At 63.6% G+C, this 12,893-nt stretch carries 10 protein-coding genes; 7 read left to right on the top strand and 3 right to left on the bottom strand.

The genetic code is table 11. The features are described 5' to 3' along the window. Positions 1-36: 36 nt before the first annotated feature. From NKI96_RS12840 to NKI96_RS12850, 3 genes are all read right to left on the bottom strand, one after another. Entirely contained in the window at positions 37-1,062 is a 1,026-nt protein-coding gene (locus tag NKI96_RS12840) for an aldose epimerase family protein (protein ID WP_352804705.1), read from the bottom strand. A gap of 193 nt (positions 1,063-1,255) precedes the next feature. Continuing rightward, on the bottom strand, positions 1,256-2,713 hold the full coding sequence (locus tag NKI96_RS12845) for an NAD-dependent succinate-semialdehyde dehydrogenase (RefSeq protein WP_352459140.1): 1,458 nt from the start codon (positions 2,711-2,713) through the stop codon (positions 1,256-1,258). 251 nt (positions 2,714-2,964) lie between these two features. Then, positions 2,965-3,915 carry an AEC family transporter gene (locus tag NKI96_RS12850; protein WP_023833822.1) on the bottom strand — a complete coding sequence of 317 codons (951 nt, stop codon included), beginning with the start codon at positions 3,913-3,915 and terminating at the stop codon, positions 2,965-2,967. A 199-nt stretch (positions 3,916-4,114) separates the two neighbouring features. Here NKI96_RS12850 and NKI96_RS12855 point away from each other — a divergent pair, with 199 nt between their 5' ends. The 7 genes from NKI96_RS12855 (at position 4,115) to NKI96_RS12885 (ending at position 12,886) form a co-directional block, all read left to right on the top strand. After that, positions 4,115-7,111 (top strand): caspase family protein, encoded by a 2,997-nt coding sequence (locus tag NKI96_RS12855; protein ID WP_023691045.1) that lies wholly within the window; start codon positions 4,115-4,117, stop codon positions 7,109-7,111. A gap of 98 nt (positions 7,112-7,209) precedes the next feature. After that, positions 7,210-7,758 (top strand): histidine phosphatase family protein, encoded by a 549-nt coding sequence (locus NKI96_RS12860; protein ID WP_023691044.1) that lies wholly within the window; start codon positions 7,210-7,212, stop codon positions 7,756-7,758. Positions 7,759-7,967: 209 nt separating this feature from the next. Next, positions 7,968-8,249, top strand: a complete 282-nt coding sequence (locus NKI96_RS12865; RefSeq protein ID WP_010909964.1) for an acyl carrier protein — start codon at positions 7,968-7,970, stop codon at positions 8,247-8,249. Between the two features lie 55 nt (positions 8,250-8,304). Then, entirely contained in the window at positions 8,305-9,495 is a 1,191-nt protein-coding gene (locus NKI96_RS12870) for a beta-ketoacyl-ACP synthase (protein ID WP_023681743.1), read from the top strand. A 42-nt stretch (positions 9,496-9,537) separates the two neighbouring features. Beyond that, positions 9,538-10,809 carry a beta-ketoacyl-ACP synthase gene (locus tag NKI96_RS12875; RefSeq protein ID WP_023691043.1) on the top strand — a complete coding sequence of 424 codons (1,272 nt, stop codon included), beginning with the start codon at positions 9,538-9,540 and terminating at the stop codon, positions 10,807-10,809. Positions 10,810-10,845: 36 nt separating this feature from the next. Beyond that, on the top strand, positions 10,846-11,874 hold the full coding sequence (locus tag NKI96_RS12880; RefSeq protein ID WP_023691042.1) for a zinc-binding dehydrogenase: 1,029 nt from the start codon (positions 10,846-10,848) through the stop codon (positions 11,872-11,874). Positions 11,875-11,878: 4 nt separating this feature from the next. Then, entirely contained in the window at positions 11,879-12,886 is a 1,008-nt protein-coding gene (locus tag NKI96_RS12885) for a lipid A biosynthesis lauroyl acyltransferase (RefSeq protein ID WP_352804676.1), read from the top strand. Positions 12,887-12,893 lie beyond the last annotated feature (7 nt).

Here is a 12,893-nt window from a genome sequence, read left to right on the forward strand (position 1 = left end):
CAGGTCAGGCCGGCCTCACCTGAATGTCGGCAGACCTCAGGGTAGGCGGAAGCGATATTCCGTCACTTGATGATAGATCTGGCCCGGCCACAGCGTCGCCTGCGGGAAATAGGGCCGGTTCGGCGCGTCGGGCCAGGCCTGTGCTTCCAGGCAAAAACCCGAAAAGGCCTTGTAGCGCCGCCCGTCCAGGCCGCCCGAAGTCGGCGTGACATACTGGCCAGTGTAAAGCTGCAGGCCAGGCTCGGTGGTCCAAACCTCCATCTCGACGCCTGAGTTTGCGCCTTGCGCCCACGCCACCTGGTGAAGCGGTCCTCGGACTGACGCAAGACAGAAATTGACGTCGTAGGGGAGCTGCTCGCCTTCCGTCTCCATGCGCAGCGGCCGCGCCTGGCGGAAGTCAAATGGGGTATCGTCGACAGGCTTGACCACGCCGGTCGGGATCATCTCGGCATCGACAGGGGTATAGGCGCCGGCATTCAGCATCAGCCGGTGGTCGAGAATGTCACCGGCGCCGCCATCGTCGAGATTGAAATAGGAATGCTGCGCCAGATTGCACAGCGTCGGCTCCTCGCAAGTGGCGGTCAGTTCCATCGAGAGCGTGCCGGGAATCTTCAGCCGGTAGGTGCAGGTGACGTCGAGCGCGCCGGGAAAGCCCATCGTGCCCTCGGGATCGTGCAGGGTCAGGGTGACAAAATCCCGGCCGTGCAGCGAAACCGTCCACGGCCGATGGAAGAAGCCCTCCGAGCCGCCATGCAGCGTGTGCTTGCCGAGGAAATTGCGCTCGGTCTGGTAGCGCTGGCCGGCAATGGTGAAGCGGCCGTCGCGGATGCGGTTGGCATAGCGGCCGACGACCGCGCCGAAGAAGGCCCGGTCGGTCTCGTAAGGCTCGAAGCGATCGTAGCCCAGCACCAGCGGCGCGTCGTGGCCGGCGAGCCGCAGATCCTGGATGATTGCGCCGAGCCCGATGATGTTGGCGCTGACGCCGCCGCCCCGGATGGTGAAACGGCGAACGGGTTCGCCTGCCTGCGTCGTGCCGAAGACTTCGCCGTCCTTCATCGCTATGTCCAAATGCTAATTCATCGATCTGTCGACTTAGAGCAATTCCAGGAAAAGTGTGAAACGGTTTTCCGTCCGGAATTGCAAAAAACAAAGAACTGGAGCGGTTCGGCGTTTCCGTGAAACGCTGAACCGCTCCAGTCCGGCTGAATGTCGTCTGGCAAGGGCAGGCGCGCGGCCTGCCCTGCCCGTGAATGATTTAGAGGCCGAGACCCCCGATGCAGACATATTTGGTGTCGAGATAATCCTCGATGCCCTGATGTCCGCCTTCCTTGCCGAGGCCCGATTCCTTGACGCCGCCGAACGGCGCTTCCGGCGTGGTGATCAGGCCTTCATTGACGCCGACCATGCCGTATTTCAGGCCTTCCATGACCCGGAAGGCGCGGCCGAGGTCGCCGGTGTAGAAATAGGCGGCCAGGCCGAACTCGGTGTCGTTGGCGAGCGCAATGGCTTCCTCCTCGGTCTCGAACTTGAACACCGGGGCGATCGGGCCAAAAATCTCTTCCTTCATGAAGCGCATGTCGGGCTTCGCATCGGCGATGACGGTCGGCTGGAAGAATGAGCCGCCAAGCGCGTGGCGCTTGCCGCCGGCAACGACCTTGCCGCCCTTCGACGTGGCGTCGGCGATGAATTCCTCGACCTTCTCGACCGCCTTCACGTCGATCAGCGGCCCCTGCTGCACGCCCTCTTCCAGGCCCGAGCCAACTTTCAGCGCATTGCTGGCAGCGGCCAGCCTCTCGACAAACTTGTCGTAGATGCCGGCCTGCACCAGGAAGCGGTTGGTGCACACGCAGGTCTGGCCTGAATTGCGGTATTTGGCGGTGATGGCGCCGGCGACGGCGCGATCGAGGTCGGCATCGTCGAAGACCAGGAACGGCGCATTGCCGCCGAGTTCCATCGAGACCTTCTTGACGGTGACGGACGACTTCTGGATCAGCAGCTTGCCGATCTCGGTCGAGCCGGTGAAGGTGATCTTCGACACCAGCGGATTGGCGCAGATCTCGTCGCCGATTTCGCCGGCAGCACCCGTCAGGATGTTGATGACGCCCTTTGGGAAGCCGACTTCCTCGGCGAGCGCGCCCCATGCAAGGCCGGAATACGGCGTCTGCGAGGCCGGCTTGACCACGGCGGTGCAGCCGGCGGCAAGCGCGGGGCCAAGCTTGCGGGCAAGCATCGAGGAGGGGAAATTCCACGGCGTGATGGCGGCAATGACGCCGACCGGCTCCTTGGTCACCAGGATGCGGCGATCGCCCCATGGCGATGGCACGACATCGCCATAGGTGCGGCGGCCTTCCTCGGCAAACCACATGATGTAGGCGGCAGCCGAACCGATCTCGCCCTTGGATTCGGCGAGCGACTTGCCCTGCTCGATGGTGAGCAGTTCGGCCAGCACATCCTGATTGTCCATCATCGCGTCATGCAGCTTGCGCAACAGCTTCGAGCGCTCAAGCGCGGTCGTCTTGCGCCAGGTCTTGAAGGCTTCGCTTGCGGCTTCGATGGCGCGGCGGGTTTCCGCCTTGCCCGACTTCGGCACGGTGCCGATCTTGAGACCGGTGGCCGGGTTGTTGACGTCGACCGTCTGGCCGCTGTCGGCCTGCACCCATTCGCCATTGATGAGATTGGCCTGGCGCATGAAATGGCTGGTTTTCTGCAGCATGGTCTAGCCTCCGTTCGGCGCACTGACGGGCCGGTTTCCTGGATCTCTTGAACGAGCGTGCACAATGGCGGCGGAGCCGACACGCTGAAGCCACTGCTCTTTACCTAGGGCAAGCCCGGCAAGCAATTGCAAGATGGCATATAGGCTTTGGGCCAGCCCAACGCCAGAGAAAATTCACATGTAAATTAGTTTGGGCCGCAGCCTTGTCAAAGACCAGCCTTGCCAAAGACCAGCCTTACAGAAGACCAAGCCTACCCAAAGACATGCACCACCACCGTCAGCCAAAAGGCGGTTGTAACAACCGCGCTTGCCGTGGCGATGGTCATCTGGTTCGACGCCAACGCCTGGCCGGTGTTGAACTGCACGGCGATGAGATAGGAATTGATGCCGGACGGCAGCGCCGCCACCACGACCGCCACTTTGGCCGTCAAGGGCGGCAGGCCAAACAGCCAGACCAGGCCGAGCACCAGCGCCGGCATCAGGAACAGTTTCAGCGTCGACAGCGCCAGCGCCGGTCGGATGTTACCGGAAATGCCGAAACGGCGCAGGCTGAGCCCCATGGCGAACAGCGCCACCGGCCCGGCGGTGTTAGCCAGCGCATCGGCCAATCGCATGGCAAGGTTCGGCAGCGGCGCGCCGGTGAGGCGCCATGCCAGCCCGGCCAGGATGCCGATGATCAACGGATTGGTGAACAGTCTTCTCAGAAAGCTCTGGATGATGCGCAGCGGGTGTACGGGCTCGCTGACGCCGCGGCCAAATATCTCGAACATGATGATCGAAGCCATCATCATGGTCGGCAGATGCACGGAAACGAGCAGCGACAGCACTTCGAATCCGCTGGACCCGAATACGCCGAGAACGAAGGGAATGCCCAGCAACACCACATTCGAGAAGGATGACGACACTCCACCGACGATGCCGGTGCGCGCGTCCCGCCCGAAGATCCGTGTCGTCACCAGATGGCCGGCGGCCCATGTCATTGCAACCGCCGCGAAATAAGCACCCCACAGCGACCAGGGCGCCACGCCGTGGAAATCCGAATTCACCATCGTCCGAAACAGCAGCAGCGGCATCGCGACGTTGATGGCGAATTCGGAGATGCCGTCCCCGCTGGCCGGTTTCAGATAGCCGGTGAGCCCGGTGACATAGCCGAGCGCGACGAGGCTGAAGACGAAAAGAACGGTTTCGGTGAGCGGAGACATTTTTCAGGGATAGGCGAGCCCGGATTCCAGCGCAATCGCCATGATCTTCAGAAACTGATCCTCGATCCGCCCGGCGCCTGAATTTGATAATGGTCGGGTGGCAGCGCTATACAGGCTTGGTATCATCAGGGCGGACACACAGCGAATGGTTGCGACGCCGAAACAGCGTCATTTCAGACAGGGGTGGCCGGTCAGACAAGTGTGGCTGGTCAGACAGGGGTGGCTGGCGGGTTTCGTCGCTATACTGCTTTGCCTTGGCGTATCTGAGGCCCAGGCCGCCGAGACCAAAAGTCTCAAGGGCGTGGCGCTGATCATCGGCCAGTCGAAATACGAACACATCGCAGCCCTTGCCAACCCGGCCAACGACGCCCGCGACATGGCCAAGATGCTGACCGACCTCGGCTTCGACGCCCGCAACGTCACCGATCGCGATGCCGCCAAGCTGAAGCGCGATCTCGGTCGCTTCGTCGAGGATGCCGAAGGCGCCGACGTCGCCTTCATCTATTATTCCGGCCACGGCATCGAGGCCGGCGGCGAGAACTATCTGGTGCCTGTCGACGCCGACGTCTCGTCGCTGAAAAATGCCGGTGAGGCGCTGGTGCCGATTTCAGCCGTTATGGACGAGCTGAAAAAGACCGTGCCGGTGACGATCGTGCTGCTTGACGCCTGCCGCACCAACCCGTTTCCGCCGGACGCGGTCGTGCGACGCGGGCCGACGGCTTCCGCCGAGCCTGTCGGCGCCGGCGGGCTGGAACCGGTGCGCGGCGCAAAAGCCCTCGCCGATGCCTCATTGGATGATGCCAGCCTGGGAACCGTGGTCGGCTTCGCCGCCGAGCCGGGCCGACCCGCACTTGATGGCGCCGCCGGCGAAAACAGCCCCTACGCCGCCGCCCTGCTGCGCCACCTCACCGCGATGAAAGGCACGGAATTCGGCTCGGTCATGCGCATGGTCACCGAGGAGGTCTATCTCGACACTAAGGCAAAGCAGCGCCCCTGGGTCAGCGAGAGTCTGCGTCGCCTGCTCTATTTCGGCGTCGCGCCGCCGGAACCGACCGGCGACGACGGGCTGATCACCGGTGAGCGGCGGCAATTGCTGCTGACCATTTCCGACCTGCCCGATCCCAAACGGGCTCAGGTGGAGTTGGCTTCTCTGCAGGACGGCGTGCCCCTTGACGCGCTCTACGGCGTGCTCAAGGCGCTCGGCACGGAAAAGATCCCTGAGGATCCCAACGACCTGCAGAAGGTGCTGGACAGCCAGGCCGAGCGTCTGAAGAAGATGATGGCCGAGCGCGCCGCATTACGCACCGACGATCCCGAGATCAGTCGCCTGGTCGCATCCGCCGACAAGGCCATAGGCCAGGGCGCCATGGTGACGGCGCGCAAATTCCTCGACGACGCGGTCGGCCGGATCGAGGAAAACAGCGGTGCGGTCGACGAAGCCGAGGACCTGCTCCGGCAGAAGCGCATCGCCGACGCCGCCATCTATGCCAAACGCGCCGACGCCGCCGCGCTGGTCTTCGACTACGAATCCGCCGCCAGCGACTACGCCAAGGCGTTTTCGCTGGTCGAGAAGTGGGACGAAAAGCTGCGCTGGAACTACAAGAACCAGGAGGCCGAGGCGCTGAACGCTTATGGCTACGCCACCGGCGACCTCGATGCACTACAACAGTCCATCGAGGCCTATCATGTCATCTTGAACTTCATTCCCAATGGCGAACAGAGCCGCGATTGGGCAATCACTCGCAACAACATGGCGGTCGTGCTGCAAACCATCGGCGAACGCGAAACCGAGACCGCGCATCTGGAAGAGGCAGCGCAGATCTTCCGCGGTTCGCTTGCCGTTTTCGAGCGCGAGAAAGATGATCGCAACTGGGCCGCTGCGCAGAACAACCTGGCCAATGTGCTGCTTAAGATCGGCGAACGCGAAAGCGACCCCAAGCGCCTGAACGATGCGGTGGCGGCAATGCGCGCCACGCTGGAGAAGCGCCCGCGCGACAAGCTGCCTTTGGACTGGGCCTCTTCGCAGAACAATCTTGGCCTCGCCCTCTATGCGCTCTCCGAACGCGAACCCACCGGCGAGCATCTGAAGCAGGCCAAAGCCGCCTACCGGCTGGCGCTCGAGGAGTACACGCGCGAAAAAACGCCGGTAGAATGGGCGATGATCGAGAACAATCTCGGCAACACGCTGGTCACGCTTGGCATCCAGCTCAACGACAAGGCGAAGATCAACGAGGCGGCCGACGCGTTTCGCGCCGCGCTGGAAGTGCGAACCCGCGAAACTTTCCCGGTGTCCTGGGCGACCAGCCGCCTCAACCTGGGCAATGCGCTGAGCGGTATCGCCCGCTTCGATATGGGCACGGCTACGCTCGAAGAAGCTGCTGCTGCCTATGACGACGCTCTGACGGTGTTTACCCGCAAGCGCTTCCCGATGGACTGGGCGTCAGCCCAGAACAATCTCGGCTCGATCTATCAGACGCTGGGCCAGCGCACGCGTGATGCGGCCAAGCTGGAACAGTCGGCGGCAGCCTTCCAGGCGGCACGGCAGGTCTATGTCAGGCGGAAGTTCCCGCAGGACTGGGCGATGAGCTACTACAATCTCGGCAACACGCTGCAGCTTCTCGGCGGCGTCACCGACAAGCCCGAGCATTACAGCGAGGCGGTCGACGCCTACGGCAATGCGTTGCGCGAGTACAAGCGCGAGACCAACCCGCGGCAATGGGCAATGGCCCAGGCCGGCCTGGGCTCGACGCTGCACTGGTTGAGCATGAGCAATGGCGATGCCAAGACGCTGCAGGATTCGATTGCGGCGCGGCGGGCAGCGCTCGAAATACTCACCATCGAGGCCGCGCCGGTCGACTGGGCCAACGCTCAAAATGGCATCGGTATGAGCCTGCTCAATCTCGGCAATCTCCAGCGGACCGACAAATATCTCAACGACGCCGAAGCGGCGTTCACGGCGGCGCTGAAGGTGTTTACGCGCGAAAGTCAGCCGCTGCAGTGGGCCTTCGAGCAGAACAATATCGGCGACGTCCACTGGAACCGCGCCAGCTATGGCGCGGGCAAGCCGGAATATCTCAAGGCGATCGAATTCTTCGAGAACGCCAAGCAGGGCTTCACCGAAGCCGGCTACACGATCCCTATCCCGCTCACCGATCAGAAGATCGAGCTGGCGAAGAAGCAAATGGCGAAAATGTGAAGCGAACCGAGGGTTCGCCTTTCGCTTGTCTTTGTGCCGGCTTTCCGATCCCTATATCAGAATGACCGGAGCGGCATCCGGCTCCCGGAAAGGTTTCGATGATTCGATTTGTGCTGTCGCTGTTCCTGCTTGCTGTTCCCGCCGTCGCCCACGCGACCGACGCCGGCTGGGCGCTGCTGCGTGACGGCGGCCATGTCGTGCTGCTTCGCCACGCACTGGTCACCGGCACCACCGACCCCGCCAATTTCGACATCGACAACTGCGCCACCCAGGTCAATCTATCGGCGCGCGGCAAGCAGCAGGCGAGCAAGATCGGCGCGCTGTTCGGCGCCCGCGCCGCCCCCATCGAGCGGGTGCTGTCCAGCCGCTATTGCCGCTGCCTCGACACCGCCCGCATCGCCTTCGAGGCGGAGCCGGAGCTTTTTGCGCCGCTCGACCTCCTGAGGAGCGATCCGACCGAGAAGGCCGCGCAGCTCGACGCGGTGATGAAGGAAATCCGCGCCTACACCGGTTCCGACAATCTGGTCATGGTCACGCATCTCGAAAACATCGTCGCGCTGACCGGCGTCTCGCCGCGCGAGGGCGAAGCGGTGGTGGTCGAGCCGCAGGGCGATGGCTTGCGCGTGCTCGGCCGCGTCACGTTCTGAGAAAGCCAGTGGTCAAGCTCCGTGAAAACTAAGCTGACGTAACGTCAACTGGGAGGGCCGCCGGCTTGTCGGGCGGCCCTTCTTGTCTTCACGGGAGGGCCATCCCATCTGCGCCCGGCGCATCAGGCCTTTTCCTGCCGGAAAAAACCGATTAGACAGCGCCCAAACCAGATGCGGACAGATTCCGCCCGCAACCGAAGGAAGAGCCCTTGTCCACCACGTTCGACAAAGTCGCCAAGATCATTGCCGACACCAGCGAGATCGATATCGACACCATCACTCCCGAGAGCCACACGATCGACGATCTCGGAATCGACAGTCTCGATTTCCTCGATATCGTCTTTGCCATCGACAAGGAATTCGGCATCAAGGTGCCGCTGGAAAAGTGGACCCAGGAAGTCAATGACGGCAAGGCTTCGACCGACGATTACTTCGTCATGAAGAACCTGTGCGCCAAGATCGACGCGCTGGTCGCCGCCAAGACCGCCTGATATCGGCTGGCGCGCGGCCTTGACGGGCTGCGCCGCCTGACCCACAAAGCCGCTCATGAGCAGCCCTCGCGACGTCGTCATCACCGGTATCGGCCTTGTCTCCTCGCTGGGAGAGGGTCCGGATACCCACTGGCAGAAGCTGGCGCAGCCGGGCCTGCAGCCGGTGCTCGAATCCGCACGCTTTGCGCCCTACACCGTGCATCCCCTGCCGGAGATCGACTGGAACCTGCAGATCGCCAAGCGCGGCGACCAGCGGCAGATGGAAACCTGGCAGAGGCTGGGCACCTATGCCGCCGGCATGGCGCTGGATGACGCCGGCATCAAGGGCAATGACGATCTCTGCACGACGATGGACATGGTGGTGGCCGCCGGCGGCGGCGAGCGGGACGAGGCGGTCGATGCCGCCATCCTCGCAGCGTCCGAGAGCCGCAACGACCGCGACGTGCTGCTCAACGAGAAACTGACCACCGAATTGCGGCCGACCCTTTTCCTGGCCCAGCTCTCCAATTTGCTCGCCGGCAACATCTCCATCGTCCACAAGGTGACGGGGTCGTCGAGGACCTTCATGGGCGAGGAAGGTGCCGGCGTCGCGGCCGTCGAGACCGCCGCCGCGCGCATCCGCTCCGGACAGTCGACGCACATACTGGTCGGCGGCGCCTTCCAGACCGAACATTCCGACATGCTGCTCGGCTATGAGCTGGCCGGTTATCTGCATCGCGGCCCATGGAAGCCGGTCTGGCAGAGACAGGGCGCCGAGGGCGGCGGCCTGGTCTCCGGCTCCGGTGGCGCCTTCCTGGTGCTGGAGCAGCGCGAACACGCGCAAAGCCGTGGGCGGAAAATCTATGCCGAGCTCGGACCGGTCGTCTCAGGCCGCGCCCGGCGCTCGCGCGGCGAGCTTGACGCCGAGATCGCGGCATTGCTCAAACAGGCGGCTCTCCCGAACGGCAAGTTGCTGGCCCTGTCGGGCGCCTCCGGGGCGCATACCGCAACGTCAGCCGAAAAGTCAGCGCTGGATGCCAATCCGGCGATATCGGCGCGCGGCTTCGCCACGCTGACCGGGCATATGAAGGAAGCGCAGTTTCCATTCGCGGTCGCCCTCGCCGCCCTGGCCGTCGACCGCAAGGCCGCCTACCCCGTGTTCGACGCCGCGGCCGAGAAGCCGTTCGAAGGCATTCCCGAAACCGTGCTCGCAACGGCGATCGGCTATCACCAATTCGAGGGCATGGCGCTGGTCAACGCTGCTTGAAGCAGCGCTGCGCGATCATGCTGCAAAGTTAAGAGGTTCCGGATGGCCAATCTCAGAGATCACATGGGCAGGCCGATCGTCGCCGTCACCGGCATCGGCGTGGTAACCTCGCTCGGCGTCGGCAAGGCAGACAATTGGGCGGCACTGACCTCCGGCAAATCGGGCATCCACCCGATCACCCGCTTTCCCGTCGACCACCTCAACACCCGCATCTCCGGTATGGTCGATTTCCTCGACTCAAGCTCGAAAGGCGCCAGCCTGCTGACCTACGAGCTGGCCGAAACCGCAGCGAAGGAGGCGGTGGCCGAATCCGGCCTCGATTCCTCTGATTTTGGCGGGCCTCTGTTCCTCGCCTCGCCGCCGGTCGAACTCGACTGGCAGGATCGCTTCGCGCTCTACAATTCCGACGCCAAAGGCGCCGGCGCCGAAAGGCTGCTCAGGGTGGCGCGCGGGCTGAAGGAAACAGATACGTTCGCAAGCACCCAGTTCGGCGCGATCGCCGACCGGCTGGCCGACCGCTTTGGCACGCGCGGCCTGCCGATCACGCTGTCGACGGCCTGCGCTTCGGGCGCCACCGCCATCCAGCTCGGCGTCGAAGCGATCCGCCGCGGCGAATGCGACCGGGCGCTGTCCATCGGCGCCGACGGTTCGGCAACCGCCGAGGCGCTGATCCGCTTTTCGTTGCTCTCGGCGCTGTCGACCCACAATGACATCCCTGAAAAGGCGTCAAAACCCTTCTCCAAGGACCGCGACGGCTTTGTGCTGGCCGAAGGCTCCGGCGCTCTTGTGCTGGAATCGCTTGAGGCAGCCCTTGCTCGGGGCGCCAGCGTTCTCGGCATCCTGCGCGGCTGCGGTGAAAAGGCCGACGATTTCCATCGCACCCGTTCCAAGCCCGACGGTTCGCCGGCGATCGCAGCAGTCCGCGCCGCCCTTGCCGATGCCGGCTTGAGCAAGGACGAGATCGACTACGTCAACGCTCACGGCACCTCGACACCGGAAAACGACAAGATGGAGCATCTGTCGCTGTCGACCGTGTTCGGCGATCGCATCGGCTCGATGCCGGTCTCGTCCAACAAGTCGATGATCGGCCACACGCTGTCGGCGGCCGGCGCCGTCGAAGCGGCGTTTTCGCTGATGACCATGCGCGAAAGCGTCATTCCGCCGACCATCAACTACGACAATCCCGACCCGGCAATCGTGCTCGACGTGGTGCCCAACAAGAAGCGCAATGCCGAGGTTCGTAGCGTTCTGTCGAACTCGTTCGGCTTCGGCGGCCAGAACACTTGCCTTGTCATGGCGCGGGAACCGGTCTAAGCGACCTTTTTCAGCCAGACTGAACTGACAGGCCCCATGCGCGCACTGCAACTTATCGAGGACCGCCGTCTTGAAACGGTGGACCTGCCGCCCCCGCCGCCCCCCGCATTGGGCGAAGTCACGCTGCGCATCAAGGCGGTGGCGCTGAACCATATCGACGTCTGGGGCTGGCGTGGCATGGCCTTCGCCAAGCGTAAGCTGCCGCTGGTCGTCGGCGCCGAAGCCTCCGGCGAGGTCGAAGCTGTCGGCCCCGGCGTCTCCAGCCTGCTGCCCGGACAATTGGTATCAATCTATGGCGCGCGCACCTGCGGCCTTTGCCGCGCCTGCCGCGAAGGCCGCGACAATCTCTGCGAACATGTCTCGGGCGTCCACGGCTTCCATCTCGATGGCTTTGCCCAGGAGAAGATCAACCTGCCGGCGCGCCTGCTGGTCCCTGCCCCTCCCGGCGTGACCGATGTCGGCGCGGCTGTCGCACCCGTTACCTTCGGCACCGTCGAGCACATGCTGTTCGACAATGCCAAGCTGCAGCCCGGCGAGACCATCCTCATCCATGCCGGCGGCTCCGGCATCGGCTCGGCGGCGATCCAGCTGGCCAAGCGCATGGGTTGCACCATCATCACCACGGTCGGTTCCAACGACAAGATCGACAAGGCCAAGGCGCTCGGCGCCGAGCATGTCATCAACTACCGCGACGATCGTTTCGAAGGGGTCGTGCGCAAGCTCACCAGGAAGAAGGGCGTCGACGTCGTCTTCGAACATGTCGGCGCCGACACCTTTGCCGCCTCGATGCTGTGCCTCAAGCGCGGCGGCCGCCTGGTCACCTGCGGCTCGACCTCCGGCGTGTCGACGCAGATCAATCTGATGCAGCTGTTCCAGCAGCAGCTGAAGCTGCTTGGGTCCTTCGGCTGCCGCATGGAGAACATGGCCAACGCCATGCAGAAGATGGCGGCGGGACAGGTCGCACCTGTCATCGACACCGAAGTCGGCTTCGACGGCATCGACGCCGCGTTGAAGCGCATGGAAGGCCGCGACGTGTTCGGCAAGATCATCCTGCGCGTTTCTTAGGACTATGGTCGGCAAGGTGTTAAAAAAAGCCCGCCGGGACTTCATGTTCCGCTATGGCCGAAGACTGCGCCAGATGGAGCACTGGCTGGTGGCGCGCGTGGCGATGACGATCATCTCGCTGCTGCGCCTCCTGCCCGCGGACAGGGCGCTCAATTTCGCCGACCGCGCGGCCCGGCGCATCGGTCCGCGGGTCGGGCGCCACCGTGTCGCCATCGACAATCTGCGCCTTGCCTATCCCGAAAAGAGCGATGTCGAGATCGAGGCCATCGCCTCCGACATGTGGGGCAACATGGCCCGGCTCGCCGCCGAATACATCTTTCTTGACGCGCTCTTCGATTATGATCCGAAGGCAGCGACGCCCGGCCGCGTCGAAGTCGGTGGCGCCGATCATTTCCATCAGATAGCTGGCGAGGACAAACCGCATATCCTGTTCACCGGCCATCTCGGCAATTTCGAACTGCTGCCGGTGGCTGCCGCGACGTTCGGCATGAAGATCACGGCGCTGTTTCGTCCGCCGAACAATCCTTACCTCGCCGATTATATCCATTCGACGCGGCGTTCGAGCATGGGCGCCTTGCTGCCGTCTTCGACCGGCGCCTCCTTCGCGCTGGCGTCGATTCTGGAGAAAGGCGGCAATATCGGCGTGCTGGTCGACCAGAAATTCTCCAGCGGACTGGAGACAATCTTCTTTAACCGCCCATGCCAGAGCAATCCGGTTCTGGGCATGCTCGCCCGTCACTATGATTGCGACGTCTATCCGGCGCGATGTGTGCGGCTGCCTGGCAACCGCTTCCGCCTCGAGATCGAGGACAAGCTGACCTTGCCGCGCAATGAAAGCGGCAGCGTCGATGTCGCGGCCACCACCCAACTGCTCGCCGACGTGGTCGAGCGCTGGGTGCGCGAGGATCCGGGACAGTGGATGTGGTTCCACAAAAGGTGGGAAATCTCAGGCCGGCGTCGCCGCCGGCGCGGACAGGCCAACGCCACCGGCCAGGGGCAGCGTCAATCTTAAGTCGTCG

The sequence above is a fragment of the Mesorhizobium sp. M0292 genome (genome assembly GCF_040321695.1).
Taxonomy (GTDB): domain Bacteria; phylum Pseudomonadota; class Alphaproteobacteria; order Rhizobiales; family Rhizobiaceae; genus Mesorhizobium.